Annotated in this window: 24 protein-coding genes and 1 tRNA gene; 12 read left to right on the forward strand and 13 right to left on the reverse strand. The window is 68.2% G+C overall.

From position 1 onward, the window contains the following. Nucleotides 1-71 precede the first annotated feature (71 nt). Nucleotides 72-959: a decaprenyl diphosphate synthase gene (locus K3U94_RS08615; protein WP_047319539.1), complete on the forward strand. Its 888-nt coding sequence runs from the start codon at nucleotides 72-74 to the stop codon at nucleotides 957-959. Beyond that, complete coding sequence (locus K3U94_RS08620) at nucleotides 959-1,348, forward strand: hypothetical protein (protein ID WP_220696231.1); 390 nt, start codon at nucleotides 959-961, stop codon at nucleotides 1,346-1,348. Before K3U94_RS08615 ends, K3U94_RS08620 begins: the two co-directional genes overlap by 1 nt. 12 nt (nucleotides 1,349-1,360) lie before the next feature. Here K3U94_RS08620 and K3U94_RS08625 read toward each other — a convergent pair whose 3' ends face one another. Further along, nucleotides 1,361-1,753: a Fur family transcriptional regulator gene (locus K3U94_RS08625; protein WP_047319537.1), complete on the reverse strand. Its 393-nt coding sequence runs from the start codon at nucleotides 1,751-1,753 to the stop codon at nucleotides 1,361-1,363. Then, nucleotides 1,750-2,082: an ArsR/SmtB family transcription factor gene (locus tag K3U94_RS08630; RefSeq protein ID WP_230987592.1), complete on the reverse strand. Its 333-nt coding sequence runs from the start codon at nucleotides 2,080-2,082 to the stop codon at nucleotides 1,750-1,752. The genes K3U94_RS08625 and K3U94_RS08630 overlap by 4 nt, the downstream gene beginning before the upstream one ends. Nucleotides 2,083-2,268: 186 nt before the next feature. Between K3U94_RS08630 and K3U94_RS08635 the strand changes: the two genes are divergently transcribed. After that, nucleotides 2,269-3,651: a glycine--tRNA ligase gene (locus K3U94_RS08635; protein ID WP_220696232.1), complete on the forward strand. Its 1,383-nt coding sequence runs from the start codon at nucleotides 2,269-2,271 to the stop codon at nucleotides 3,649-3,651. 6 nt (nucleotides 3,652-3,657) lie between these two features. On the opposite strand, the gene K3U94_RS08640 is transcribed toward K3U94_RS08635, so the two are convergent. Both K3U94_RS08640 and K3U94_RS08645 read right to left on the reverse strand, forming a co-directional pair. Further along, nucleotides 3,658-4,407 (reverse strand): hypothetical protein, encoded by a 750-nt coding sequence (locus K3U94_RS08640; protein WP_220696233.1) that lies wholly within the window; start codon nucleotides 4,405-4,407, stop codon nucleotides 3,658-3,660. Between the two features lie 14 nt (nucleotides 4,408-4,421). Next, entirely contained in the window at nucleotides 4,422-6,419 is a 1,998-nt protein-coding gene (locus K3U94_RS08645) for a TPM domain-containing protein (protein ID WP_220696234.1), read from the reverse strand. 138 nt (nucleotides 6,420-6,557) lie between these two features. Between K3U94_RS08645 and K3U94_RS08650 the strand changes: the two genes are divergently transcribed. Beyond that, nucleotides 6,558-7,811 (forward strand): deoxyguanosinetriphosphate triphosphohydrolase, encoded by a 1,254-nt coding sequence (locus K3U94_RS08650; protein WP_220696235.1) that lies wholly within the window; start codon nucleotides 6,558-6,560, stop codon nucleotides 7,809-7,811. 10 nt (nucleotides 7,812-7,821) lie between these two features. Here the strand turns inward: K3U94_RS08650 and K3U94_RS08655 are convergent, their stop codons facing one another. Further along, nucleotides 7,822-8,616: a sensor domain-containing protein gene (locus K3U94_RS08655; RefSeq protein WP_047319533.1), complete on the reverse strand. Its 795-nt coding sequence runs from the start codon at nucleotides 8,614-8,616 to the stop codon at nucleotides 7,822-7,824. 82 nt (nucleotides 8,617-8,698) lie between these two features. On the opposite strand from K3U94_RS08655, the gene dnaG reads away from it, so the two are divergent. Next, nucleotides 8,699-10,615 (forward strand): DNA primase, encoded by a 1,917-nt coding sequence (gene dnaG / locus K3U94_RS08660; protein WP_047319532.1) that lies wholly within the window; start codon nucleotides 8,699-8,701, stop codon nucleotides 10,613-10,615. Between the two features lie 75 nt (nucleotides 10,616-10,690). Here the strand turns inward: dnaG and K3U94_RS08665 are convergent, their stop codons facing one another. Then, the gene (locus K3U94_RS08665) at nucleotides 10,691-10,945 is read right to left on the reverse strand and encodes a hypothetical protein (RefSeq protein ID WP_220696236.1); all 255 of its coding nucleotides are present in this window, start codon (nucleotides 10,943-10,945) and stop codon (nucleotides 10,691-10,693) included. Between the two features lie 134 nt (nucleotides 10,946-11,079). Between K3U94_RS08665 and K3U94_RS08670 the strand changes: the two genes are divergently transcribed. After that, a tRNA-Asn gene (locus K3U94_RS08670) sits at nucleotides 11,080-11,155 on the forward strand. A 15-nt stretch (nucleotides 11,156-11,170) separates the two neighbouring features. Here K3U94_RS08670 and K3U94_RS08675 read toward each other — a convergent pair. Together K3U94_RS08675 and K3U94_RS08680 are read right to left on the reverse strand one after the other, a co-directional pair. Further along, the gene (locus K3U94_RS08675) at nucleotides 11,171-11,566 is read right to left on the reverse strand and encodes a hypothetical protein (protein WP_047319530.1); all 396 of its coding nucleotides are present in this window, start codon (nucleotides 11,564-11,566) and stop codon (nucleotides 11,171-11,173) included. Between the two features lie 50 nt (nucleotides 11,567-11,616). Then, on the reverse strand, nucleotides 11,617-13,563 hold the full coding sequence (locus K3U94_RS08680) for an acyl-CoA dehydrogenase family protein (RefSeq protein WP_412178204.1): 1,947 nt from the start codon (nucleotides 13,561-13,563) through the stop codon (nucleotides 11,617-11,619). A gap of 54 nt (nucleotides 13,564-13,617) precedes the next feature. On the opposite strand from K3U94_RS08680, the gene K3U94_RS08685 reads away from it, so the two are divergent. The 3 genes from K3U94_RS08685 to K3U94_RS08695 all read left to right on the forward strand — a co-directional run bounded on the left by K3U94_RS08685 (nucleotide 13,618) and on the right by K3U94_RS08695 (nucleotide 16,338). Further along, nucleotides 13,618-14,781 (forward strand): esterase-like activity of phytase family protein, encoded by a 1,164-nt coding sequence (locus K3U94_RS08685; protein ID WP_220696237.1) that lies wholly within the window; start codon nucleotides 13,618-13,620, stop codon nucleotides 14,779-14,781. A gap of 199 nt (nucleotides 14,782-14,980) precedes the next feature. After that, on the forward strand, nucleotides 14,981-15,673 hold the full coding sequence (locus tag K3U94_RS08690) for a TetR family transcriptional regulator (RefSeq protein WP_047319528.1): 693 nt from the start codon (nucleotides 14,981-14,983) through the stop codon (nucleotides 15,671-15,673). Continuing rightward, entirely contained in the window at nucleotides 15,673-16,338 is a 666-nt protein-coding gene (locus tag K3U94_RS08695; RefSeq protein ID WP_047319527.1) for a TetR family transcriptional regulator, read from the forward strand. The genes K3U94_RS08690 and K3U94_RS08695 overlap by 1 nt, the downstream gene beginning before the upstream one ends. A gap of 5 nt (nucleotides 16,339-16,343) precedes the next feature. Here the strand turns inward: K3U94_RS08695 and K3U94_RS08700 are convergent, their stop codons facing one another. The 3 genes from K3U94_RS08700 to K3U94_RS08710 all read right to left on the reverse strand — a co-directional run bounded on the left by K3U94_RS08700 (nucleotide 16,344) and on the right by K3U94_RS08710 (nucleotide 19,614). Further along, nucleotides 16,344-16,709: a PAS domain-containing protein gene (locus K3U94_RS08700; protein ID WP_024440654.1), complete on the reverse strand. Its 366-nt coding sequence runs from the start codon at nucleotides 16,707-16,709 to the stop codon at nucleotides 16,344-16,346. 418 nt (nucleotides 16,710-17,127) lie between these two features. Further along, a complete protein-coding gene (locus K3U94_RS08705; RefSeq protein ID WP_047319592.1) occupies nucleotides 17,128-18,936 on the reverse strand; it encodes a putative bifunctional diguanylate cyclase/phosphodiesterase in 1,809 nt (602 codons plus the stop codon). A 228-nt stretch (nucleotides 18,937-19,164) separates the two neighbouring features. After that, complete coding sequence (locus tag K3U94_RS08710; protein WP_220696238.1) at nucleotides 19,165-19,614, reverse strand: MarR family winged helix-turn-helix transcriptional regulator; 450 nt, start codon at nucleotides 19,612-19,614, stop codon at nucleotides 19,165-19,167. Between the two features lie 134 nt (nucleotides 19,615-19,748). Here K3U94_RS08710 and K3U94_RS08715 point away from each other — a divergent pair, with 134 nt between their 5' ends. The 3 genes from K3U94_RS08715 to K3U94_RS08725 all read left to right on the forward strand — a co-directional run bounded on the left by K3U94_RS08715 (nucleotide 19,749) and on the right by K3U94_RS08725 (nucleotide 23,538). Continuing rightward, nucleotides 19,749-21,752, forward strand: coding sequence for an ATP-binding cassette domain-containing protein (locus K3U94_RS08715; RefSeq protein ID WP_220696727.1), 2,004 nt, complete (start codon nucleotides 19,749-19,751; stop codon nucleotides 21,750-21,752). Nucleotides 21,753-21,817: 65 nt separating this feature from the next. Continuing rightward, nucleotides 21,818-22,546: a CbiQ family ECF transporter T component gene (locus K3U94_RS08720; protein WP_082134096.1), complete on the forward strand. Its 729-nt coding sequence runs from the start codon at nucleotides 21,818-21,820 to the stop codon at nucleotides 22,544-22,546. A 110-nt stretch (nucleotides 22,547-22,656) separates the two neighbouring features. Continuing rightward, a complete protein-coding gene (locus K3U94_RS08725; RefSeq protein ID WP_047319590.1) occupies nucleotides 22,657-23,538 on the forward strand; it encodes a type IV toxin-antitoxin system AbiEi family antitoxin in 882 nt (293 codons plus the stop codon). A 41-nt stretch (nucleotides 23,539-23,579) separates the two neighbouring features. Here the strand turns inward: K3U94_RS08725 and K3U94_RS08730 are convergent, their stop codons facing one another. Next, a complete protein-coding gene (locus tag K3U94_RS08730) occupies nucleotides 23,580-24,911 on the reverse strand; it encodes an ABC transporter substrate-binding protein (protein ID WP_047319524.1) in 1,332 nt (443 codons plus the stop codon). Next, nucleotides 24,908-25,750 carry a carbohydrate ABC transporter permease gene (locus K3U94_RS08735; RefSeq protein WP_047319523.1) on the reverse strand — a complete coding sequence of 281 codons (843 nt, stop codon included), beginning with the start codon at nucleotides 25,748-25,750 and terminating at the stop codon, nucleotides 24,908-24,910. Before K3U94_RS08735 ends, K3U94_RS08730 begins: the two co-directional genes overlap by 4 nt. Nucleotides 25,751-25,756: the final 6 nt, after the last annotated feature.

Genomic DNA, 25,756 nt, shown 5'->3' on the forward strand with positions numbered 1-25,756 from the left:
GCCGGTAAGCCGCCGCGGCGACCGCATGGTCGCCGCAGGCGGCGCCGGCCCGGTCGGGCAGGATAGGGCGCATGGTGTTGAATCGGGCCAATCGGAAGGCTGCCTTCCCGCAACTGCCCGCGGCACCCGACGACTATCCGGTGTTCCCGGACAAGTCCACCTGGCCGGTGGTCTTCCCGCAGCTGCCCTCGCCGCCGGGCGGTGGGCCGTGCCGCCCCCCGCAGCACACCTCCAAGGCCGTCGCCCCGCAGATCCCCGCCGAGGCGCTGCCCAACCACGTTGCCGTCGTCATGGACGGCAACGGCCGCTGGGCGACCCAGCGCGGGTTGGGTCGCACCGAGGGGCACAAGATGGGCGAGGCGGTGCTGATCGACATCACCTGCGGCGCCATCGAACTCGGTATCAAGTGGCTGACCGTGTACGCGTTCTCCACCGAGAACTGGAAGCGCTCGGCTGAAGAGGTCCGCTTCCTGATGGGCTTCAACCGCGAGGTGGTGCGTCGGCGCCGGGAGAACCTCAACGCGATGGGCGTGCGGATGCGCTGGGTGGGTTCGCGGCCGAAGATGTGGCGCAGCGTGATCAAAGAATTCGAGATCGCCGAAGCCATGACCGTCGGCAACGACGTCATCACCATCAATTACTGCGTCAACTACGGTGGGCGCACCGAGATCGCCGAAGCCGCACAGGCCATCGCCCGGGAGGCGGTGGCGGGCAAGCTGAACCCGAGCCGGATCAACGAGGCCACCATCGCGCGGCATCTGCACCGGCCCGACATGCCCGACGTCGATTTGCTGATCCGCACCTCGGGCGAGCAGCGGTCGTCCAACTTCATGCTGTGGCAGGCGGCCTACGCCGAGTACATCTTTCAAGAGAAGCTGTGGCCGGACTACGACCGCCGCGACCTGTGGGAGGCCTGCGAGCAGTACGCCTCGCGACAGCGCCGGTTCGGAACGGCGTGATGACGGCACTGGCCGACCGCCTTGCCGCGGTGCTCGCCGAGGTGCTGGCCGTTGATGCCGAGCCCGACGGTGCGCTGACCGTCCGCCACGACGGGACGCTGGCGTCGTTGCGGGTGGTGCCGATCGCCGAGGATCTCGAGCTGGTGTCGCTCACCCAGATCCTGGCGTGGGATCTGCCGCTGACCGAGAAGCTGCGCGAGCGTGCTGCCGAGCAGGCGAACCTCAGCCAGCTCGGGACCGTCACCCTGGTCGAGAAGGACGCCGAGTCCGCAGATGTGATGCTGCGCTACAACTTTCCCGGATCGGGCCTGACCGACGACGCGTTGCGCACGCTGGTCCTGTTGGTGTTGGCCAAAGGCGTCGACGTCCGGGATGCACTCAGCGCCTGAGGAGTGCGGGGCTCACTTGCGGCAGTCGGCGCAGGTGCCGAAGATCTCGATGGTGTGGCCCACGTCGGAGTAATTGTGTTCGGCGGCGATGCGGGCCGCCCACTCCTCGACTTCGCGATCGCCCACTTCGACGGTGGCCCCGCAGTCCCGACACACCAGGTGGTGGTGATGATGATCGGAGCAACGCCGGTACACCGATTCGCCGGTGTCGGAACGCAGCGTGTCGACCTGGCCGGCCGAGGCCATCGCCTGCAACGTGCGATAGACGGTGGTCAGTCCGATGTTCTCGCCACGCTCACGCAGCGCGTCGTGCAGCTCCTGCGCCGACCGGAAATCGTCGACGGTCTCCAGCAACGCCGAAATCGCCGCCCGCTGCCGGGTGGAGCGCACGCCGGGGGCGGTCAACGGTCCTCACCGGCATGGGCCACGGCGTCGATGGCGATGTGCGCCAGGTGATGATCGGCCAGCCGGTAGAGCACTTCGCGGCCGGAACGTTCCCCGGCGACCACCCCGGCTGCCTTGAGGATCTTGAGGTGCTGACTGACCAGCGGCTGGGGCACCCCCAGCGCGTCGACGAGCTCGTGCACGCAGCGTTGCGACTCCCGCAGTTGCAACACGATCGCGATGCGCACCGGGGCGGCCAGCGCGCGGAGCAATTCCCCGGCGGCGTCGAGGATCTCTCGCGGCGGTGTCGCGGGGAAGGCAGGACCGCTGTGTTGGTGGCCGTCGGCCATCAGACCCGACGCTGAGGAGGGCACAGCACCACCTCCGGACGCGTTGGAAATCATTTTCAGCTGGCATCCACTGTTCCATGCGTGATGACGCATGTCAAAGAACTCCGGCGGTATCGATACGATGACTGATGTTTTGCGTGTCGGCGTTGCCGGCGCGGTCCCGTCCAGACAGGAGAGCACCCCCTCGTGGCGTCCATCATCGACACCGTTGCCAATCTGGCCAAGCGACGCGGCCTGGTCTTCCAGTCGGGCGAAATCTACGGCGGCACAAAGTCGGCGTGGGACTACGGCCCACTCGGGGTGGAGCTCAAGGAGAACATCAAGCGCCAGTGGTGGCGCTCGGTCGTGACCTCCCGCGACGACGTCGTCGGCTTGGACAGTGCGATCATCCTGCCGCGTCAGGTGTGGGTGGCCTCCGGGCACGTCGCGGTGTTCAACGACCCGCTGGTGGAGTGCCTCAACTGCCACAAGCGGCACCGGCAGGATCACATGCAGGAAGCGGTGGCACTGAAAAAGGGGGGTAACCCTGACGACGTGCCGATGAGCGAGATCGCCTGTCCGGACTGCGGTACCAAGGGCGAGTGGACCGAGCCCCGTGACTTCAACATGATGCTCAAGACCTACCTGGGCCCGATCGAGTCCGAAGAGGGCCTGCACTACCTGCGGCCCGAGACGGCACAGGGCATCTTCGTCAACTTCGCCAACGTGGTGACCACGGCACGTCGCAAGCCGCCGTTCGGAATCGGCCAGATCGGCAAGAGTTTCCGCAACGAGATCACTCCCGGCAACTTCATCTTCCGGACCCGCGAGTTCGAGCAGATGGAGATGGAGTTCTTCGTCGAACCGTCCACGGCCAAGGAGTGGCACCAGTACTGGATCGACGCGCGCCTGCAGTGGTACGTCGACCTGGGCATCAAGCGTGAGAACCTGCGCCTCTACGAACACCCGCTCGAGAAGCTGTCGCACTACTCCGCCGGCACCACCGACATCGAGTACAAGTTCGGTTTCGCCGGGAACCCGTGGGGTGAGCTGGAGGGCATCGCCAACCGCACCAACTTCGACCTGACCACGCACTCGGAGCATTCCGGTGTGGACCTGTCGTTCTACGACCAGGCATCCGACACCCGCTACGTGCCGTACGTGATCGAACCGGCAGCCGGCCTGACCCGCTCGCTGATGGCCTTCCTGGTGGACTCGTACCACGAGGACGAGGCCCCCAACGCCAAGGGCGGGGTGGACAAGCGCACGGTGCTGCGGCTGGACCCGCGACTGGCGCCGGTCAAGGCCGCGGTGTTGCCGCTGTCGCGCAACGCGGACCTGTCGCCCAAGGCTCGGGACTTGGCCGCCGAGCTGCGCCAGTCCTGGAACGTGGAGTTCGACGACGCCGGGGCGGTCGGGCGGCGCTACCGGCGCCAGGACGAGATCGGCACCCCGTTCTGCATCACGGTCGACTTCGACTCGCTCGAAGACCACGCCGTCACGGTGCGCGAGCGCGACACCATGTCTCAGGAGCGGGTGGCCATCGACGCGGTCTCCGACTACCTGGCCGTGCGCCTCAAGGGCTGCTGACCGACGTCAGTCCCCGGTGGCTTCGGGGGTTATCGGCCTGAACGGTTTGAACCACTCGGTCCGGGCCTGCCAGGACCGCGCGGATGCGTAGGCGAAAGCCAGGCTGGCCGCCCCCGCGAAGATCCAGGTGGGCAGTGTGAGGGTACTTCCGATCAGCACGCTGATCAGCTGGTAGGACATGGCTGCGGCCTTCAGGGCGATCCAGGCCAGGTACTGTTCGGCGGACGACGTGGAGCGCGGATCGCTGCGCAGGGTCAGTAACACCCGGCCGGTGAGCCCGAACAGGTAGAGCGCGGAGAGGCAGATCAGCGTCCAGTACACGGTGAACCATGGGCCGCGGGTCGCGAAGACGTCCTGACACGGGGGCCGTCCCCGGTCAGCGATGAAGAACACGATGATCGCCAGCGGCAGAACCAATTTCAGCGGAGTCTTGATGTAGCGACGCTCCAACCGTTTGGCGCGGTCCTGATCGTCCAGTCGGGTCACCAGATGCCCGGACATAGTCACCACCGCGGCGAACATGCAGAGTGCAGCAAGCAGGCCGGCGACGTTCCACACCCCAAGCGCGCTGTGCAGGAGCGGGTCGAGAAGCCCCCACCCCACCGGTGACATGAGCACGACCGCGCCACCGATGAAGACCAGGATGCGGGAGGGATTGCTGTCCCAGCGTGACCCCCAGGTGTCGCGGCGGACCCACAGCGCGTAGCCGCACGCCACCAGGGGCACCACTACAGCGACGTTGACCAGACCCAGCATGGTTTACCGGAGGGCTAGAACCGGCCGCCGCCGCCGAGGAAGCCGCCGCCCGAAGAGGAGCCGCCGAATGAGGTCGGGCTCCAGCCGCCCCCTCCGCCGCCTCCACCGCCGAAGCCGCCGCCACCCCCGGAGAGGATGTTGCCGATGATGATTCCGCCCAACATGGCGCCGGTGTCGTTGCCGCCGCCGGGGCCGCTGCCGTAGCGCCCGTAGTAGGCCCGTTGCGCGGACTGCACGTCCGCCTTGGCCAGGGACTGCGCCGCGGCGGCCAGGGTGGCCGCGCCGTTGGCCTGGGTGATGGCTCCGGCGACATCGGTGGCGCGCTTGTCGTTGGCGGCGTCGAGTCGGCGCCGTGCCTCGGCCAGCCGGGTGCGTGCCTCCGGCCCGACACTGCCGCGACGGGTGTCGATGTAGTCGGACACGGCGCGGATGCGCGACGACGCGGTGAACAGGGCCTGTTCGAGGGTGCGGGCCAAACGCTCGGCGGCTGCGCGTTCCTCGGCGACGGTGTCCAGCAGCTGGTCCAGTTCGCCGTCGGCCTTGATCAGCGCGGTGAAGGCCCCCAGGGGATCTCCCGAGGTGCGGGCGGTGGCGACGGCCTTGACCACGGTGTCGCGGGCGGCGGTCAGCTGGGACTTGTGCGTGCCCACCCCGCGCTGCAGCTGGGCGGTGGCCTGCGCGATACCGGCCTCGGCGTCGGTGATGGTCTCTGGCAGCGTGGCGACCGCGTGGCGGATGTCGCTGGCGGCATTGTCCACCGCGTCGAGCAGCGCCCGGCCCTGGCCCAGGCCCGACTCGGCGGCCCGCACCGCGTCCACCAGGTCGCTTTGCCCGCCGGTGACCGGGCGGTCGGCCAGGCTGCGCGCCCGGGTGATGTTGCGCTCGGCGAAGGCCGCTCGGTCCTGTGCCGTCTTGACGTTGCCGGACACCGAACTGAGCGCGGTGGCGTCGAATTCGGTGTGCAACGCGACCAGATGCTGTTCGGAGGCCGGAATGCGGCCGGTCAGCTCGACCAGTTGCTGGGTCAGCGCGTCGAGGCGGTCGGCGGCGTTGAGCACCAGATCGCGCAACTGCTCGAACGAGGCGCGCTGGGTCTCCAGTTCGCGGTCCGCCTTGGAGGCGGTGACGATCACCCCGGTCAGCAGGTCGCGCTGTTGGGCCGGCGTCTCGGGGATGTCGTCGTCGAGTTGCTGGCGCACCGTGAAGGCGTGTTCCATGGCCGCCTTGGCCGAGGCAACGGCCTGCGCGAACGGCCGGGTGCGCTCCTCGCCGAACTCTTCGACGGCCAACTCCAGTTCGTTGGTGCTGGTACGCACCGCGTTGTCGACTTCGACGACCTTCTCCCGCGACAGGGCGTCCAGCGCGAACACCGGCACGTCGGACAGTGCGTTGGGGTCGGTGGAATCGACCCGCCGGGCCGCCGCCAGGGCCGCGGCGTGGCGCCGGCGCCGCAGATGACGCACCACCAGCAGCACCACCAGGCCGGCGGCCGCCACCGCGGCCAGGGCGATCAGGATCGGTGCCCAGCTCACCTCGGCGGGCGCGGCGGCCGCGTCCAGTCCGGTGGCCGCCGCTGAGGCCGCCGCGGCCCAGTCGCCACGGTGCAGGGCCGGCTCGATCTGGTTGCGCCGCAATGCGTCGACTTTGCCGGTGCTGATCTCGGAGATCCCGTTGGACACCAGGAAGGCGTAGCTGCGGTCGGCGATGGCCACCGCGAGCACGGCGTCGTTGCTGCCGAGATCGCTGAGCCGCGCCGTGCTGCGGCCCCAGTCCTCGGCGGTCTGGCCGGAGAACACGTCGACGTAGACCACCCACAGCCGGATGTGCCGGTCGGCGTAGAGCTTGTCGATCGCGTCTTGCACCCCGGCGCGCTCGGACTGCGACAGGGCTCCGGCACTGTCGGTGATCGAGCTGGGCAGACGCATCGGAGGCTGCGCCGCGGCGCTCGGAGCTACCAGCAGCACTGCGATGAGAAACGCCAGGGCGGCGCCGGCCAGGCGGGTGATGCGCATGCTGGCCAATCTATATGCGATCCGGGGGTGCTCGACGCCAATTCTGCGACCGGCTCACTCGGTTTCGCGGCGGGTCGTGTGCCCAGCTTCGGCCCGCCGTGTCGTGGACCCGGACGAGGTCAAAATAGACTGGCGGCGGTGGCCACAAACTCCTACGACAGCTACGACGCGCACGACCGTGACCGCATCGTGGCGGAGTCGTCGAAAACCGCCGGCCTGCCCGGAACCGGCGGCCAGCACCGGACCGACTTTGCCCGCGACCGGGCCAGGGTGCTGCACAGCGCTGCGCTGCGCCGGCTGGCCGACAAGACTCAGGTCGTGGGCCCCCGAGACGGGGACACCCCGCGCACCCGGCTGACGCACTCGCTGGAGGTGGCGCAGATCGGGCGGGGGATGGCGATCGGACTGGGCTGTGATCCTGACCTGGTGGACCTGGCCGGATTGGCCCACGACATCGGCCACCCGCCCTACGGCCACAACGGTGAGCAGGCGCTCAACGAAATCGCCTCGGGCTGCGGAGGTTTCGAAGGAAACGCGCAGAACTTCCGGATCCTGACCAGTCTGGAGCCGAAGGTCCTGGGGCCCGACGGTGCCAGTGCGGGGCTGAATCTGAGCCGGGCGGCACTGGATGCGGTCACCAAATATCCGTGGCGCCGGAGCGCGGCAGACGGCTCGGTCCGCACCAAGTTCGGCTTCTACGACGACGACCGGGCGGCCGCCGACTGGATGCGCCGCGGGGCGCCGGAGGGACGGGTCTGTCTGGAGTCGCAGATCATGGACTGGGCCGACGACGTCGCCTATTCGGTGCATGACGTTGAAGACGGCGTGATTTCGGGCCGGATCGATCTGCGGGTGCTTGCCGATGCGTCGACGGTGGCCGAGCTGACGCGTTTGGGCGACCCCAACGGGGTGCACGATCTGGCTGGGGCGGCTCGCCGGCTCACCGAACTGCCGGTGGTGGCCGCGGTGGGTGATTACGACGCGACCCTGTCGGCGTCGGTGGCACTCAAACGGTTGACCAGTGAACTCGTCGGGCGCTTCGCCTCCGCAGCGATCACCGCCACCCACGCTGCCGCCGGCCCCGGGCCGCTGACCCGCTACCAGGCAGACCTCGTTGTGCCAGAACTGGTGCGGGCCGAAGTGGCCGTGCTGAAAACCCTTGCGGTGCAGTTCATCATCTCCTCGGATCAGCACCGCAGGATTCAGGCCGCTCAGCGTGAGCAGGTGCACGAGGTGGCACACCGGTTGCTCGCCACGGCGCCGGGCAGCCTGGACCCGATCTTCGTTCCGGCGTTTACCGCCGCGGCCGACGACGGCGCGCGGTTGCGGGTGGTCGTCGACCAGATAGCGTCGTGCACCGAGGGGCGGCTGGAACGCCTCGTCGCGGGTTGAGCGAACGAACTCAGCTCAGCTTGGCGACCTTGTCCATCATGGCCCGCACGACATCGGTGCTGCTGGTCTGCGGGTCGCCGGAACCACTGGCGTTCTCGGTTCCGGTGAAGGCGATCAAAACTCCGACAATGCAGTTGTCCTGCAGCCCGATGGCCCGGGTGTCGGGCGCCTTGGGACTCTTGTCCAGCACGATCGATGCCGCCAGGACGTCGTCGGTGACCCGCACGTCGGTGATGTGCATTTCGGTGCCGGGAAGGTGCGGCGACCCAGCCGTGTCCGGGTCGGCAGCGTTGACCGGTTGCCCGTCGCAGTGTTTCCACTGCTCGGTGAACTTCTCGAACAGCTGCCGGGCGTCCGCCGCGCTGGGCAGGGCGACCACGGCCTCCTTGACGAACATCACCCGGGTGTCGAGCGGCTTGAAGCCGTCGCGGGCGGGTTCGGAATCGATCCAGGTTTCACGCGCGTAGCTCTGGACCGGCGCCGACGCGTACACGCTGCGCTGCGCGACGTCGAGGACCCCGACGCAGTCACCCGGAGTTGCCGAGTCGTCCATCGCCTCCAGACCGCCGTAGGACGGCGGGCCGGTGACCGTCGTGAAGGGCTGATCCAGCATGGCGGTCAGCTCGGTGCCGCTGAGCAGCACCTGCTTGACGGTCTCGCCGGTGACGCCGGCCGCACTCCGGGACCGGTCGGGCAGCACCAGCCACGTCACCAACCCCACTACCGCCAGTGCGACGACAGCGAGGACGAGCAGCAGGCGAGGTCGCTTGGATTTCGCCGCCGTGGACTGCTCGGACAGACTCATGCGCGCTCCCTGACGTCGACGTTGACCAGGCGAGCTTAAAACATGGCGGCTTGTGACTGGCTGTGCGCTCTAGACTGACCCGGTGCCAGGCCGTATCTCCGATCGCGACATCGCCGCCATCCGCGAACGTGTCCGGATCGAGGACGTGGTCGGTGACTACGTGCAGCTCAGGCGCGCCGGCGCGGACTCGCTGAAGGGGCTGTGCCCGTTCCACAACGAGAAGTCGCCGTCTTTTCACGTCCGGCCCAACCACGGCCTCTTCCACTGCTTCGGCTGTGGGGAAGGCGGCGACGTGTACGCCTTCATACAGAAGATCGAGCACGCCAGCTTCGTCGAGGCGGTGGAGCTGTTGGCCGACCGGGTCGGCCACACCATCACCTACACCGGCGCGTCGGCGACCAACATCCAGCGCGAGCGCGGTGGCCGCAGCCGGTTGATCGCCGCCAATGCGGCGGCCGCCGAGTTCTACACCGCGGCGCTGAGCAGCCCCGAGGCAGCGCCGGCGCGAAAATATCTCACCGAGCGAAACTTCGACGCCGCGGCCGCCGAACGGTTCGGTTGCGGCTTCGCCCCGTCCGGGTGGGACGGCCTGACCAAACATCTGCTGCGTAAAGGCTTTGAGTTCAAGGAACTGGAGGCTGCGGGTCTGTCCCGGGAGGGGCGCCGCGGTCCGATGGACCGATTCCACCGCCGGCTGCTGTGGCCGATCCGTTCGTCGGCGGGGGAGGTGATCGGGTTCGGTGCCCGCCGGCTGTTCGACGACGACCCGATGGAAGCCAAGTACGTCAACACCCCGGAGACCACGCTCTACAAGAAGTCCAACGTGTTGTTCGGCCTCGACCTGGCCAAACGGGACATCGCCCGTGGGCACCAGGCGATCGTCGTCGAGGGCTACACCGACGTGATGGCGATGCATCTGGCCGGGGTCACCACCGCGGTCGCCTCGTGCGGTACCGCCTTCGGCGATGAGCACCTGGCGATGCTGCGCCGACTGATGATGGACGACAAGTTCTTTCGGGGTGAACTGATCTACGTCTTCGACGGCGACGCGGCGGGGCGGGCCGCTGCGGTCAAGGCGCTGGAGGGTGAGCAGCAGCTGGCCGGGCAGTCGTTCGTCGCGGTCGCCGCCGACGGCATGGACCCGTGTGATCTGCGCCTGGCGCACGGTGACGAGGCGCTGCGCGACCTGGTGGCGCGCCGCACCCCGCTGTTCGAGTTCGCGGTTCGTACCGCGCTCTCGGAGATGGACCTGGACACGGCCGAGGGCCGGGTCGCCGCGCTGCGCCGCTGCGTGCCGATGGTCGCCCAGATCAAGGACCCGACGCTGCGCGACGAGTACGCGCGCCAGCTCGCCGGCTGGGTGGGCTGGGACGATGTCGCACAGGTCATCGGCCGGGTGCGTGCGCAGGCCAAGAACGACGCCAAGGGCGACAGCAGGGGCCGGGAACGTCAGGTGCCGCGAGCGGCCGCCAAACCCGCCGAGCAGCCGGCGGTCGCACGACCCAACCCGGCGGATCCGACGTTGTGGCCGCAGCGCGAGGCACTCAAGGCGGCCCTGCAATTCCCGGCGTTGGCCGGGCCGGTCTTCGACACCCTGACGGTGGAGAGTTTCACCCACCCCGGTTATGCCGCGGTGCGCTCCGCGATCGATGCGGCCGGGGGGACCGCAGGGGTGGCCGGCCCCGGCGGTGCGCAGTGGATCGAAACGGTGCGCGAGCAGACGCCCTCGTCACTGACCACCGCGCTGATCCACGAGTTGAGTGTGGAGGCCATTCGCGTCGACGACGACAAGCTGCCGCGTTATATCGGCGGGGTGCTGGCCCGGCTGCAAGAGGTGTGGGTGGGCCGACAGATCGCCGAGGTCAAGTCCAAACTGCAGCGCATGTCACCGGTGGAGCACAGCGACGAATATCATGCGCTCTTCGGCGACCTGGTGGCCATGGAGGCCTACCGGCGCAGTCTGCTGGAGCAGGCCAGCGGCGACGATCTGACCGCCTGATCGCAAGCGCGGCCGGAGGTCGCGTGCAGCGGGTCAGGCGTTATGGGACCGCCTGATCGCAAGCGCGGCCGGAGGTCACCGCCGCGGGTCGTCGTCCGGCTCCTCCGGCCGCACCACCGTGACGCCGTCCTCGAGCTCGGTCAGCGTCACCATCGTCGGGTCGGGATGGATCCGGTTGGCGATGCTGCGCCGCCCCTTGTCGATCAGCGCTTTGGCGACCGGGCTGCTCGTCACCGCGTGATAGGTGCCGACAATCTGCTCGTAGCGGCGGCGGCCGGCTTTGGTGCCCATCACGTAGCCGACCCCCATCACCACGACATACCCGATCAATGCGGCCCCTTAGAACAGTCGATGCAGTGCTTCCATCCTGCCTCACGCGGTGCCACGGGGGCCGGGTGCGACCCCCGTTGCACCGCGGTGGTTTCGGTATGCGCTAGAGTCTTGCAAGTCCGCGAGGACAGCAATCCCCTGTAGCTCAATTGGCAGAGCATTCGGCTGTTAACCGGAGGGTTGGTGGTTCGAGTCCACCCGGGGGAGCCACGTTTGATACCGGCGTTAGTCCAGCCGGGGAATCACCGACGGACCCGACTGCGAAGGCGGCTGCTGCGGTGCGAACATACCCGGCACCTGCTGTGACTGCGCCCCCTGTTGCTTGGCGGCACGGGCCTGCGCCAGCGCGTTGACCAGCGGGTTGTTGGCCATCATCTCGCGGCGCTCTTCTTCGCTGAGCTCATAGATGGCCCACGCGCCCCAGGCGGCCGGACGCACATACACGGTGACCTGCTGGCGGCCGCTGTTGAAGACGGCGGGAACCGCCACGGCCCGGTCGGTGGCCGCGAAGGTGGCCAACTCCTCGATGATCCGCTCGATATCGGCGGTTTCGTGCAGCTCATAGGTAGGCGCTTGCACGCCTTTGGTGGGGGTGGCATTCAGGGCGAGGAACCACGCCATGAGAGGTACTCCTTTGTTTCGGTCTGGGGTCCAGACAGCCTATAAGCCGGCTACCCGGCGGACGCACCGGCGGGCGGTACCGACAAGTGTTCCGGATGCAGCATTTCGGCGTACCGCAGTTGTTCGGGGATGCCGAACCCGTCGATCAGAGTCTGCGCGTGCGGCCGCAACTTCCGGCACCGGTCGTTGATGCCACGGGTGACGGCCTTGGCCCGATCGGTGGACAGATACCGGTGCTCGATGTACCAGGCTTTGTCGTCTTCGATGACGCTGAGCGCGTATAGGTCGCACACCAGCTCCAGCAGTTCGCGGGCATCGGGATCCGGGCAGGAGTCGATTCCGGCGACGAACGCCTCCAAGACGACTCGGTCGATGTGAGCGGTGGCCGCATGCAGCATGTGGTCCTGTACCGCGTTGAAGGCGTCGAAGTCGCCCATGTCCTGGGCCTTGGCCCTGAGCCGTCGGGCCACCGAGGTCAGCAGATACTCCTCGCGGTCTTCGAACATGTGCACCTGGGTGCCCCGGTTGAACAGGCTGCCCTCCTCCTCGCTGTCCTGCCTGGCGTCCACGATGGTCTGGATGATCGTCTCGGCCGCAGTGCGTTTCAGCACTCGGTCCCCGACCGCCTCGGCGGCGAACCGCACCCACCCGACCGGGCTCATGTCGGCGATGTCATCGGCGTAGGTGGTCAGCAGCTGCTTGGCCACCAGTTGGGTCAGCACGTGGTTGTCGCCCTCGAAGGTGGTGAACACGTCGATGTCGGCGCGCAGCGCAATCAACCGATTCTCGGCCATGTATCCGGCGCCGCCGCAGGCCTCGCGTGCCTCCTGGATGGCCCGGGAGGCGTGCCAGGTATTGGCGGCTTTCAGTCCGGCCGCCCGTGCCTCCAGCTCACGCTGTTCCTCGGCGTCGGGCTCGTCGGCGGTCTGCAGATCGTGGCAGCGGCCCACCAGCTCGTTCTGGGCGAACTGCAGCGCGTAGGAGCGGGCAATCAGCGGAAAGAGCCGGCGCTGGTGGACCAGATAGTCCATGATCAGCACCTCAGTTTCGTCTCCATCGTCGCTTGGGGCGCTGAACTGCCTGCGCTGCAACGCATATCGGGTAGCGATGTCCAGCGCGACCCGGGCGGCCGCACCCGCGCTCCCGCCCACCGAGACCCGGCCGCGGATCAGGGTGCCGATCATGGTGAAGAACCGCCGGCCATCGCTCTCGATCGAGGAGCGGTAGCTGCCGTCGGGATCCACATCGGCGTAGCGATTCAGCAGGTTCTCCCGGGGAACCCGGACGTGGTCGAAGACGATGCGCCCGTTGTCCACCCCGGGCAGGCCGCCTTTGTAGTGGCAGTCCGAGGTGGTGACGCCGGGCAGATCGTTGCCCTGCGCGTCGCGGATCGGCACCAGGAAGCAGTGCACGCCGTGGCTTTCGGTTCCGGTGATGAGCTGGGCGAAAACTGCCGCGACGGTAGCGGTTTCGGCCGCGCCGCCGATGTAGTCCTTGCGCGCGGAGCCGGTGGCGGAGTCGATGACGAACTCCTGGGTTCCGGGGTCGTAGGTGGCGGTGGTCTCCAACGACTGCACGTCGCTGCCATGGCCGGTCTCGGTCATCGCAAAGCACCCGAGCAGGTCGAGGTCGATGATCTTCTCGACATAGGCGCGGTGGTGGCGCTCGGTGCCGAGGTTCTCCACCGCGCCGCCGAACAGCCCCCACTGCACCCCGGCCTTGACCATCAGCGACAGATCCGACATGGCCAACATCTCGATCATGGTGATCGCCGCGCCGACGTCGCCGGTGCCGCCGTGTTCCTTGCGGAAACTGTCCGCCGCCACGCCCGAGCCCGCCATGATCTTGAGCTGTTCGGCGACCTTGGCCCGGGCGATCGCCGTGTTCGGTGTGTAGTGCGGACGAAACTTCTCATCGCAGAGCGTGGCCCGGACCTGGTTTTTCACCGTCCGCCAGCGGCCGTCCAACGTGTCGCGCAGGGCATCGGAAATGGTCACCCCATGCACCGTAGCCATGCGGGGCCAACGGTAAACCGGGTTTAGATTACCGATGTGCGTGGGAAGCTGATCCGGTTGCCGGCGCTGTGCGGTGTGCTGCTCGCCGCCGGCCTGGGGCTTGCGGGTTGTGCACCGTGCGATACCCCCGCGGCGACCGCGGTGCTGCAGTATCTCGGTCAAGCTGTTCTGCCGCCGGACACCACGTTTGCCGGCACCGTCGTGGGCGGTCTGTCCGGAATCAGCTACGACCCCGGCCGCGACTGCTACTACGTGATCAGCGACGACCGATCGTCTCAAGGGCCGGCCCGGTTCTACACGGTGCGGCTCTCGGTGTCGGACCGCGGCGTCGACGACGTGGCGATCAGTGCCATGATTCCGCTGCTGGACGCCGACGGGCGCCCCTTTGAGCCCCCGGCCTTCGACGCAACGCCGCCGGTCATCCCACCTGACCCCGAAGGCATCGCGTTCGATGCCGGCCGGCAGCGGTTGTACTGGTCGTCGGAGGGGGAGCGGCGCACCGACGGCCCGCTCGGTGCGCTGCTGGCCGACCCCTGGGTCCGGACCGCCGGGCTCGACGGCAGCTACCTGGGCCGGTTCAGCATGCCGCCGCAGCTGGCGATGTCGGCGCAGCCCACCGGTCCGCGCCGCAACACCACCCTCGAAGGCCTGACGGTGACCGCAGACGGACGGATGCTGTTCGCCGCGATGGAGGGTCCGGGCTACGACGACGGCCCCCTGCCGGATCGGGCCCACGGCGCGCTGACTCGCATCACCGCCTACCGCCTCGATTCCGACGCAGGCCCCGGCGCGCCGGTCGCCCAGTACGCCTACCCGCTGGAGCCGGCCGCGGAGACCTCTGGACCGGCCGGAACCAACGGCCTCACCGACCTGCTGGCCCTGTCGGACATCGCGTTCCTGGTGATCGAGCGCGCGTTCAGCGACCGCCCGACGGTACGGCTGTTTCGCGCCGAGATCGCCGGGGCCACCGATGTGCTCGGTATGCCGGCGCTGGCCGGCGCGGCCGTGACTCCGATGACCAAGACGTTGTTGGCCGATCTGTCCACCACGCCAGGCCTGGACCCGCTGGACAACATCGAGGGGCTGACGCTGGGACCGCGCCTGCCCGACGGCCGCCAGACGGTGGTACTCGTCAGTGACGACAACTTCTCGCCGCGGGAGGTGACCCAGTTCGTCGCGTTCGCGATGCCCGCCGGTTAGCTCGGGCAACGGTCATCGCCGGCGCGACAGTCCCAAGCAGACCGAATACAATCTGGCGCCGCGGAATTGGCGTTTTCGGAATGTCATCAGAGGTGAATGACGATTTCAAGTATAGAAATGAGTCAACTTCGTCATTCGGCTGATACCGTAACCCGGGTGTGGTACGACTGCTGGTCAGCGACGAGGCTGAGATCACGCGTTGGCTGATTCGAGCGACCGGCGCGCGGATGCCACGCGCCAGCAGATCATCCGTGCCGCTGCGCATCAGTTCGCCCAGCGGCCCTTTCACGACGTCGGCCTCGACGACATTCTGTCTGAAGCGGAATTGACCAAGGGCGCGATGTATTTCCATTTTCGTTCTAAGCATGCGCTTGCTTTGGCCGTCATCGACGAACAACTCGCGAAGACCGGCACAGCGATCCGAGCCTTGGTGGACCGCAAGCTTTCCGGCTTGGAGACGCTGCTCGACGTGGGCTACCTCATGGCGGTCGAGGACCTCACCAGTGACAGTGCCCGGGCGATGCTGCATCTGCTTCCGGTGGTCGGCGGTGCCGAGGGGCTGCAGGCCACGGTGCTCAACAATGCGATTCAGGCGTTGAGTGTGGTGACCAAGCGGGCTATCGCCGAAGGCGACGTCCTCGACCGCGATCCACAGGATGTGGCCCGGATGATGGTGGCGCTGTATCTGGGTTTGCGGCAGGCGGGCAATCTCGATGAGCCCGAACAGTTCCTGCGTGAGCTGGAGCGGGTCTGGTCGGTTGTGCTGCCCAGTGTGGTGCCCGCCGATCGCATCGATTATTTCGTTCAGTTCGTTCGGCGGCGTACCGCGTTGGCGGTCAAGACCACGTCGGCGGGGGCGAAGTCCGCGGTGTCCGATGGCGAGGTGGGCTGATGGCGCGCCAGGTCCGGTCCGAGGCGACTCGGCGCAAGCTGCTCGATGCGGCCATCGATGTCTTCGGCGAGGCCGGCTACGTCGCTGCCGGGCGAACCGCGATCATTGAGCGGGCCGGGGTGACCAAGGGGGCGCTGTACCACCACTTCGACTCGATGGACTCGTTGGTGACGGCCATCATCGAAGGTGGTTTCGCCACTGTCTTGACCACTTTCCGGAGCATGTGCCAGCCGTCCTCGCCCGCATTGGAGGGGATGATCCACGGCATGTTCGCGGTCACGGAGGTGTTGTCCGTCGACAAGGAGGCGCGGGCCGCGGGCCACCTGGTCTTCGCGCTGGCGGAATCCAACGAGTTGGGGGCTGAGGTCGGCGGCGAATGGGCGGACGCGGTTGCCGCCCAGACCGCGCGTGCGATCGCGGAGGGCGACCTGCGCGAGGACCTCGACGCCCGCCAAGTCGCCGAGTCGATCACCTCGGCGATGCTCGGCACGTGGCTCATGACGCACTACGCGGGTGACAGCATCGGCCGGGTGACCCGGATGTGGGAGACCCTGTTGCCCGCGATCGTGGTGGCCGACTCCCTGCCGTATTTCCGGCAGTTCCTGGCGCGCGACGCGCTGCGCTATCAGAACGGCAGTGACGGCGGGTCAGCCGCCGAACGCTGAAGGCGCTAGCGCTCCTCCAACCAGAGCTGCTCGGTGAGGTCTTGGAACGTGGCGAGCGCAACCCGGTCGTCGGCCCGTTCGAGCGCTGACTTGCTCATCAGGGCACGCACCGTCGAGCCGTCCCGATGTTCCAGGGAAACAACCAGATTGGCTAGGGAGTGCATCACCGACAGGGCGGATTCCTCAGCCGGCGGGACCTGGCCGAAGATCTGCCGAAACTCCAGGGCGAGCACCTCTTCCTGGGTGTAGCCCAGCATGGCGGCGAACCCGCTGTTGGCGAACAAGATAGTGCCGTCGTCGGCGATCGCGAGCACTGGAACGGGGATCCGCTCGAGTGCGACCAGGGCCGGCAGCTGCCGCAGAGTGTCCATCGGTGCCAGAGGGGTTTGCGCGTTCCGCCGTCGCTCCATGGGTCTGATTATGACGGGCGCCGCCGAGGGCGCGGGCGCTGTTCGCCGCTGCCGGGTGGTGACAGCGGCGTGGGCGCCGTCAGCGACATCAACGTGACTTGACACACAGTCTCGTATGGATTGAACATCATCCAAAAGGTATGTACTATCTCCGGTTATGCGAGGGACTGGTTTGTACGGATCGGGCGCGTTGAGGCGCGCGCCCTGGCCGGCGCCGGTGAGTTCCTCCCACAGCTTCGCCCGGGGCACCTTGAGGGGTCCGCATCGCCTATTGCCGCCGCACGCCGAGCCGCGTTGGTGCACCGCACCGACCGCAGCGCTCGCCGGCAGGCAGACGGGGGTGCGGTTGTGTGCCGCTTTCTACCGGGCGATGTTCTTGTCAGATCACCAAAGCCTGGCTGTCGGCTAGGAAAGGCATCGCCATCCAGCGTGACGCCAGCATCGCTTCGGCGGCGGGACCCGGCACCGGCCGGGAGAACAGGAACCCCTGCGCGCGGTGACAACCGTGCCGCATCAAGGTGAGCGCGGCCGCTGAGGTTTCCACACCCTCGGCCACCACCTGCAGGCCGAATGCCTCGGCAAGCGCGATGATCGCTCGTACGATCGCGAGATCGCCGGGGTTGACGCCCAATTCACGCACGAACACGGTGTCGATCTTCAGGGTGTCGACCGGCAGATCCTTCAGGTGTGACAGGACGGCGTAACCGGTGCCGAAGTCGTCGATGGCGATCTGCACCCCGGCTTCGCGCAGTTCCGCTAGGGTCCTACGGGTGCTCTCGATGTTCTGCACCACCGCCCGCTCGGTGATCTCCAGGCACAGCGAGCCGGGGCGCAGGCCGAACTCGTTGATGGTTTCCACCACGTTCTGGACGAAACCGCGGGCGGCCAGCTGGACCGGCGAGACGTTGATACGCAGAGTGGCGTTGGTCCGCACGCCGTTGGCCTGCCAACCGCTGAATTCCGCGCACGCGGTGCGCATCACCCACCGGCCCAGATCATCGGCCAGGTTGGCGGATTCGGCGATGCTGATGAACGAACTCGGCAACAGCAACCCGCGGGTGGGATGCCGCCAGCGGACCAGCGCCTCCACCGCGACGATGGCGCCACTCCACAGATCGACCTCGGGCTGGTAGTACAACAGCAACGACTCGTCGTCGATCTTGCCCTGCATGTGCAGTTCGATGTCCTTGCGGAACAAGCTCTTCAACGACATGTCGTCGGTGGAGCTGACGGTCTGGTTGCCGCCGCCGCGTTTCGCGGCCAGGACGGCCTCGTCGGCGCGGTGCAGCAGGCCGGCGCTGGTGTCCTCCCCGGGCAGCCCCACCGTCACGCCCACGCTGACCGTGCTGTTGACCGTGTGGCCCTGGATCTCCACCCGCTCGCGCAGGGCGCCCTGCAGCCGGTCGGCGAACGTCTCAGCGCTGGCCATCGACATCGGCCAGTCCGGGATGACGACGAACTCGTCCCCGCCGATCCGGGCCGCCATGGTCCGGTTCCCGGCGTACGCACGCAGCCGCCGGGCGAAGTCCTGGATGAACCAGTCGCCGGCGGCGTGACCGAGGTAGTCGTTGATGGGCTTGAGCCGGTCGAGGTCGATGTAGAAGACACCGACCGGTCCGGGACTGCCGGCGGCGAGTCGCTCGGAGAGGTGGGCGACCAGCGCCCGACGATTGTGCAGGCCGGTCAGGTCGTCGTGGTCGGCCAGATAGCGCAGCCGCTCCTCGGCCGCGACGCGGGCCTGCAACTGGGCGAACAGCGAGGCGATCGCCTCGATCGTGTTGAGTTCTTCGGGACGCCACTTGGGTCGGCGGAACTTGACCAGTCCCAGCATGCCGATGGTCACCGGGCCGGAGATCAGCGGCGCGGTGGCCACCGACAGCGATTCGACGGCATGGTCTTTCGCCATCTGGCGCACATAACCGGACTCGTCCGGCTCGGGCCGGATGACCGCCACCCGCTTGCCGTGCGCGCAGGTGGTGAAGACCGGATCGGCGGTGGTGAACGAGACGACGGCCAGCGGGTCGGGGTTCGGCGGGTCGGTGCGCGGCGGCCATTCGGCCACCAGCTTGGAGGCCCTGATCTCGTGATCGTTGTGGCGCAGGAACCCCGCATCGACGTTGAGCTGCTCCACCAGCGTCTGCAGCACGCGTTCACTGACCGCGGCAGCCGTCGACGGCGTGGTGGCCATCAGTTGGGCGGCGATCGAGGTGACCAGCGCCAATCTATCCGCCACGATGTCCTTCCCCCGAAGACCGGCAGCCCAGTGGGCGAGCCGCGGGGGCCGCAGGAGGCCTGGGATCGCTTCGGGCCGATGCCGCTGTCGAGCATATTCGACAAAGCGGTCGGGCTGGGAACATCTCAGCCGAATTGCGGCTGCTAGATCGATCGGCGACTTGCGGCGCCCGGCCCCGCCGCGCTAGCGGACGGGACGGGTCGGGGCAGCCTCGGCGAGGAATCGGTGGAGCACCTCAACCGCGTCGGCGAGTGTCCGGCGGTCTTCGGGCGACAGACGGTCCAGTTCCGGATCGAGCGCCGCCGCCCGGTCCTGGCGGACCCGGGCCATCGTCTCGACGCCCTTGTCGGTGATCCGGATCAGCACGGCGCGGGCGTCGAGCGGGTCGGGCGTGCGGGTGGTCAGGCCCGCGTCCTCGAGTCGGCGTACCTGGGTCGTCATCGTCGGCTGGGAGCAGTGGTCCACCGCGGCCAGGTCGGAGATCCGGGCCACGTCCAGGTCCTCGATAGTGGACAACAGTCGAGCTTGTGCCCCCGGGATCGGAAGCGCGACTCGCTGGGTGGCGAGCCGATTGAGCCGGGAGACAACGCTGAGCAAATCGGCTCCGAGGCTGGCTTGGGCGGGGGCTACCATCGGGCAAGTATTTCACAAGCGTGAACGAAAGTGGACCAGCTCGGTCCACGCCGCGTGGGGGCGCTCCGAGCGACTGGCAGAATCGACGGGTGACGAAGACCGGCCAGGGCGTGAACCGAGTCCGGGCGCGGTCGATGCGGCCCGTCGAGACTGCGCAGGCCGCCGTGATGGCGGCGCTGTGCGCGGCGACGGCGATCATCGCGGTCGTGGTGCCCTTCGCCGCCGGTTTGGCGCTGCTCGGCACGGTGCCGATGGGGCTGTTGGCCTACCGCTACCGGATCCGCGTGTTGATCGCCGCCACCGTCGCGGCCGCGACCATCGCGTTTCTGATCGCCGGCATGGGCGGCTTCATGACGGTGGTCAACAGCGCCTACATCGGCGGGCTGACCGGCGTCATCAAACGCCATCGCCGTGGCCTGCCCACCGTGGTCGTGGCCTCTGCGGTGGCCGGCGGCCTCTTCGGCACCGCCATGGTGCTGGCGCTGACCGTGCTGTCACGGCTGCGCCATCTGATCTTCGACGCGATCACCGCCAACGTGCACGGGGTCGCGGCCGCCCTGTCGCGTGTCCCGCTGCCGGAATTCCAGCGGGCCGCCCAGGATCTGAACGGATTTCTCGGTGCGCTGCTGCGCTACTGGCAGTGGCTCATCCTGGCGCAGATGACCGTCAGCGTCATGATCGTCTCGCTGCTCGGCTGGTGGGCGCTGTCGCGGGTACTCGACCGGCTGCGCGGGGTGCCCGACGTGCACAAACTGGACCTACCGGTCGAGACCGGCCCGGTGGCGCCGGTCCCGGTCCGGCTGGATCAGGTGCGGTTCCGTTACCCGCACTCCGACCATGACGCCCTAGGACCGGTAAGCCTGGAAGTACGCGCCGGCGAACACGTCGCGATCACCGGCGCCAATGGATCGGGCAAGACCACCTTGATGCTGTTGCTGGCCGGGCGGGCACCCACCGCGGGCACCGTCGAGCGCCCCGGCGCAGTGGGGCTTGGTGCACCCGGGGGCACCGCGGTGGTCATGCAGCATCCGGAGAGCCAGGTGCTGGGCACCCGGGTCGCCGACGATGTGGTGTGGGGCCTGCCGCCGGGGACCAGCACCGACGTCGAGCGGCTCCTCGCCGAGGTCGGCCTGTCGGGTTTCGCCGAGCGCGACACCGGCGGTCTGTCCGGCGGGGAACTGCAGCGGTTGGCGGTCGCGGCGGCGCTGGCCCGCGAGCCCGCGCTGCTGATCGCCGACGAGGTCACCAGCATGGTCGACCCGCAAGGGCGCGAGGCGCTGCTGGGGGTGCTGTCGGAGCTGGCCGGGTGTTCGGATCGGCGTTGCACGTCCTTGGTGCACATCACCCACTACAACGACGAGGCCGGCAGCGCCGACCGGACCATCGACCTGTCCGGGTCCCGTGACAACACCGCCATGGTGGAGACCGCCGCGGCACCCGCCGCGTCCGGCGGAGACGCACCGCGACGCGTCGGTCCGCCGGTGCTCGAGTTATCCGGTGTGGGGCACGAATACGGCAGCGGCACGCCGTGGGCCAAGACCGCGCTGCGTGACATCACCTTCAGCGTCGACGAAGGCGACGGCTTGTTGATCCATGGTGGCAATGGCTCAGGCAAGTCCACCCTGGCGTGGATCATGGCCGGCCTGACGACTCCGACCACCGGCAGCTGCCTGCTCGGGGGCCGGCCCGCCGACCAGCAGGTGGGGGCCGTCGCGCTGTCCTTCCAGGCGGCCCGGTTACAGCTGATGCGCAGCTACGTCGGTTTGGAGGTGGCCTCTGCTGCCGGCTTTTCGCCGCGTGACCACGCCAGGGTCAGCGCCGCACTGGCGGCCGTCGGCCTGGACGGGGCGCTGGCCGGCCGGCGCATCGACCAACTCAGCGGCGGCCAGATGCGTCGCCTGGTGCTGGCCGGCCTGTTGGCCCGGTCTCCGCGAGCGTTGATCCTCGACGAGCCGCTGGCCGGCCTCGACGCCGCCAGCCGGGACGGCTTGCTGCGACTGCTGGAGGACCTGCGGAGGGAGAGCGGTCTGACGGTGGTGGTCATCTCGCACGACTTCGCCGGCCTCGGCGAGTTGTGCCCGCGGACCCTGCACTTACACAACGGTGTACTGGTGCCGGCGCCGGCAGGTGCGGCGTGACGGGCCAGGCGCGCAGCACCCCCCGGCCGGTGGTGCTGCTGCGGCCGGTTCCCGGCGACTCCGCCATGCACCGACTGTGGGCCGGCACGAAGCTGATCGTGGTCTTCGGCATCTCGGTGCTGCTGACCTTCTATCCCGGCTGGGTGACGATCGGCGCGGTGGCACTGCTGGTGCTCAGCGCGGCCAGGATCGCCCGCATCCCTCGGGGCGCGCTGCCCTCGGTGCCGCGCTGGCTGTGGGTGTTGCTGTTGGTCGGCGGCGGCACCGCGGCCATGTCCGGCGGCGACCCGGCCGGCCTGGGTGGGCTGCTGTACTTCCTGCGGATCACCGCGCTGTCGATCGTGCTGCTGGGGCTGGGCGCGATGGTGTCGTGGACCACCAATGTCGCGGAGATCGCTCCCGCGGTGGCCACGCTGGGGCGTCCGCTGCGGCTGCTTCGAATTCCCGTCGACGAGTGGGCGGTGACGCTGGCGCTGGCACTGCGCGCCTTCCCGATGCTGGTCGATGAGTTCCGGGTGCTCTATGCCGCGCGGCGGCTGCGGCCTCGGTCCCGGCCGCGCACCCGTCGGCAACGTCGGCGCCGCTGGGCGCGCGAGGCGATCGATCTGATCACGGCCGCCATCACCGTGACGCTTCGCCGGGCTGACGAGATGGGGGACGCGATCACCGCTCGTGGTGGCATCGGCCAGATCTCCGCGTCGCCGGCGCGGCCGGGGTTGTCCGACCTGATTGCCCTGGTGCTGGTGGTCGTGATCTGCGGCGCGGCGGTGGCTGTCGAACTGTCGGCGCTCTAACCTCGCGAGATCCCGCTCACGCAGGTCGCCACTCGCACGTTGTCTGCGTGAACCCGATTTCGCGGCCGGGTGAAGTGCGGGTGGCCCACCTAGCACGCATCCTCGCGGGTATGCAGCGTGTCTTCATCGGAAGCGAGGCCCTCGCGACCGGCGCTGTTACCCGCCATGGTCTCGCCCGATGGTTTCGCAGACTCCACCCCGATGTCTACTTTTCGAAGTTCGAGCAGGCGACCTTGCACGACAGGATTACCGGCGCGTGGCTCTGGTCTGGACGAAGCGGTGTGATCGCCGGTGTCGCCGCGTCCGCCCTACACGGCGCGGAGTGGGTGGACGCAGACATCCCGGTTGAGCTGCTGTCGCGAAAGAGCCCAGCGCCACACGGGATCATCGTTCGCAATGAAAGGGTCGCTGACGACGAGGCCACCTGCATCCGCGGCTTGACCGTCACCACACCCGCGCGCACCGCGTTCGATATCGCCCGGCACCTGTCCCGCGGACAGGCATTGGCGCGCCTCGATGCCCTGGCGCGGGCGACGCCATTCTGCGCGGACGATGTGCTGGGCTTGGCTAAGCGCTATCCGGGCGCCAGGGGCTTGAAACAGCTCCGGAAGCTCATACCGCTGGTGGACCGGGGAGCAGACTCGCTGAAGGAATCCTGGCTCCGGCTCCTTCTCATCGACGCCGGGTTTCCCACTCCGAAGACGCAGATTCCGGTGTACGTCGGTGGGCGTCTATTCGCGGTGCTGGACATGGGCTGGGAGGAGTTCAAGGTCTCCGCCGAGTACGACGGCGAGGTGCACCGCACCGTCCGCAGCTCGTATGTCAAGGACCATTACCGAGAACGCACGCTGCCTCAACTCGGCTGGCTGAACAACAGGGTGATCAAGGAGGACACCGTGGTCGGTGTCATCGATCGGGTGGCTCATGCTCTGTGGTCGCGAGGGTGGCAGGGGCAGCCCGTCTACCCCGCGAGATCCCGCTCACGCAGGTAGCCACTCGCACGTTGTCTGCGTGAACCCGATTTCGCGGAGGGTCAGCGGGAGGCTGCTGCGTTGGCGGCGTCCTGCGCTCTGCGCAGCGCGGTGGCGACGTCGATACGGCCGAGGAACATTTCGTCGAAATAGGGCTTGATTGCCTGGTTTCCGGCCGGGAATCCCACACCGCCGCCCGGCGCTGGGATGCGGGGACCGTTGAGCACCGCGAAGAACGGCGTGACGTCGATCCCGCGGTGCGCCCAGTAGTCGAAGTAGACCCGTTGGGCACTGAGCACGGCCGGGATCGCCGCCCCCTGACGCCCCAGGTATTCGTTGCCCTGATAGCTGCCGAGCCAGGCCAAGACCTCCCGCACTGCTGTCGGGTGCTTCGAAGCGGCGTTGCCCACTGCGGCGATGCCGTTGGTGACGCTGACTCGCCCGGCCGGGCCGGCCGGCAGCATCGCCACCCCCCAGGAGAACCCGGCCTGCCCTGCGATGGCCGCCAGGTTGTAGGTGCCGGACTGGAACAGTGCCATCTTCCCGGCCAGGAATTGATTACGGGAGAAGTCGCCGTTGGTGTTGGTCTCCGATGCCGGTGGCGCCACGTGGTCGCCGTTGATCAGCTGCACCAGGTAGCCGAAGGCGGCGACTGCGGCCGGGTTGTCGAAGGCGAACTCGTCGTCGCGCTGGAACACCCCGCCGGCCGAGCCGATGTAGTTGAGGTAGATGCCCTGCGGGTCGTTGGCGGCGTTGTAGCCCCACTGCCGGATGCGGCGCTCGTCGAAACCCGGTGTGCCCGCGCTGCGCCCGGCGCTGTCACGGGTGAGCTTCGCCAGCAGCGGCCGCAGGCTGTCGCTCACACCGTGGGGATCCCAGCGCAGCCTCGCCAACTGAGCGGGATCGACTCCCGCGGCGGCCAGCAGATCGGCGTTGTAGTACACCGCGATCCCGCCGTCGGTCAGTTGCGGCACCCCCCACAGTGTCCCGCCACGGGTGAACTGGGTGACCACCGACGGTTCCCAATCCGCGCCCGCCGCATCGATCTTCATCAGCCGTCCGCTGTCGGCGTACCCGGCCAGGTAGGCGTCGGAGAGCCAGAAGATGTCGTCGGCGCCGCCACCGGCGACATCGGTGCGCAGCGTGTCGAAGTAGGTCCGGTAGGAGACGACGTTGACGCGCACTTCGATCTCGGGGTGGGCGCGTTGGAACGCCGCGAACGACTGTCGGTAGGCGGTTGCCACCTGTTCGTCCCACAGTCGTACCGTCACCACCGTCGCGCCGGCGGCCGATCGGGTCGAGGCGCCGTCGAGCAGCACCGCCGCCGCGCCGAACAGCGCGGCCAGGGCCACTGCCGCCACCGCGAATACGGTGGAGAACCGCGGCCGGCTCACTTGATCCCCGTGACGACGATCGACTGCACGACGCGGCGCTGGAACACCATGAACAGCGCGATCAGCGGAATCATCGCCACCGTGGTCGCCGCCATCACCAGCGTCCATTGCGCGTTGTAACGGGATTGCAGGGCGGCGGTCGCCACCGTGAGCACCCGCCACTTGTCGCCGCTGGTGATCACCAGCGGCCACATGAAGTTGTTCCATTGCGAGACCACGGTGATCAACCCCAGCGTGACCAGGATCGGCCGACTCGCCGGCAGCATCACGTGCACGATCACGTCCAGGGTATTCGCTCCGTCGAGACGCGCGGCGTTGATCAGGTCATTCGGGACGGCTCGAAAATGCTGACGCAGCAGGAAGATCGCGTACGGAGACCCGAACACGAACGGCAACACCAACGCCCAGAACGTGTTCCGCAGACCCAGCTGCGCCATCATCAGATACAACGGCACCACCGTCACGGTGGCCGGCACCATCAGGGTCGCCACATACACCCAGAACAACGTGTCGCGGCCCGGGAACTCCAGCCGCGCGAACGCATAGGCGGCCAGCACCGAAAAACTCAGCTGTCCCAACACGATCACCGCCGTCATCAGCGTGGTGACCGCCGCCGCCCGGCTGAATCCGGCACCGCCGAGGTCGCCATAGTTGTCCAGCGTCGGCGGATGCGGCCACGCCAGGGGAGTGCCGGTGGCGAATTGGCGAGCCGGGGTGAACGACGTCAGCAGCCCGAGCCCGAACGGCGCCAGGGTGACCAGCGCGCCGAGCGTCAACAGCGCGTAGATCGCTGAGGCGCGAACCCGCTTGGGCGGACTGACTAAGTTGCTGATCGACATGACGTG

This window comes from Mycolicibacter heraklionensis (assembly GCF_019645815.1).
Classification (GTDB): domain Bacteria; phylum Actinomycetota; class Actinomycetes; order Mycobacteriales; family Mycobacteriaceae; genus Mycobacterium; species Mycobacterium heraklionense.

What these genes read in the sequence shown, in the direction of transcription:
- K3U94_RS08735 (WP_047319523.1), bottom strand. Translation starts at nt 25,750, where the DNA reads ATGTCGATCAGCAACTTAGTCAGTCCGCCCAAGCGGGTTCGCGCCTCA.
- K3U94_RS08695 (WP_047319527.1), top strand. Translation starts at nt 15,673, where the DNA reads ATGGCGCGCCAGGTCCGGTCCGAGGCGACTCGGCGCAAGCTGCTCGAT.
- K3U94_RS08715 (WP_220696727.1), top strand. Translation starts at nt 19,749, where the DNA reads ATGCGGCCCGTCGAGACTGCGCAGGCCGCCGTGATGGCGGCGCTGTGC.
- K3U94_RS08710 (WP_220696238.1), bottom strand. Translation starts at nt 19,614, where the DNA reads ATGGTAGCCCCCGCCCAAGCCAGCCTCGGAGCCGATTTGCTCAGCGTT.
- K3U94_RS08675 (WP_047319530.1), bottom strand. Translation starts at nt 11,566, where the DNA reads ATGGCGTGGTTCCTCGCCCTGAATGCCACCCCCACCAAAGGCGTGCAA.
- K3U94_RS08615 (WP_047319539.1), top strand. Translation starts at nt 72, where the DNA reads ATGGTGTTGAATCGGGCCAATCGGAAGGCTGCCTTCCCGCAACTGCCC.
- K3U94_RS08640 (WP_220696233.1), bottom strand. Translation starts at nt 4,407, where the DNA reads ATGCTGGGTCTGGTCAACGTCGCTGTAGTGGTGCCCCTGGTGGCGTGC.
- K3U94_RS08705 (WP_047319592.1), bottom strand. Translation starts at nt 18,936, where the DNA reads ATGGCCACCACGCCGTCGACGGCTGCCGCGGTCAGTGAACGCGTGCTG.
- K3U94_RS08645 (WP_220696234.1), bottom strand. Translation starts at nt 6,419, where the DNA reads ATGCGCATCACCCGCCTGGCCGGCGCCGCCCTGGCGTTTCTCATCGCA.
- K3U94_RS08655 (WP_047319533.1), bottom strand. Translation starts at nt 8,616, where the DNA reads ATGAGTCTGTCCGAGCAGTCCACGGCGGCGAAATCCAAGCGACCTCGC.
- K3U94_RS08620 (WP_220696231.1), top strand. Translation starts at nt 959, where the DNA reads ATGACGGCACTGGCCGACCGCCTTGCCGCGGTGCTCGCCGAGGTGCTG.
- K3U94_RS08630 (WP_230987592.1), bottom strand. Translation starts at nt 2,082, where the DNA reads ATGGCCGACGGCCACCAACACAGCGGTCCTGCCTTCCCCGCGACACCG.
- K3U94_RS08725 (WP_047319590.1), top strand. Translation starts at nt 22,657, where the DNA reads ATGCAGCGTGTCTTCATCGGAAGCGAGGCCCTCGCGACCGGCGCTGTT.
- K3U94_RS08720 (WP_082134096.1), top strand. Translation starts at nt 21,818, where the DNA reads ATGCACCGACTGTGGGCCGGCACGAAGCTGATCGTGGTCTTCGGCATC.
- K3U94_RS08700 (WP_024440654.1), bottom strand. Translation starts at nt 16,709, where the DNA reads ATGGACACTCTGCGGCAGCTGCCGGCCCTGGTCGCACTCGAGCGGATC.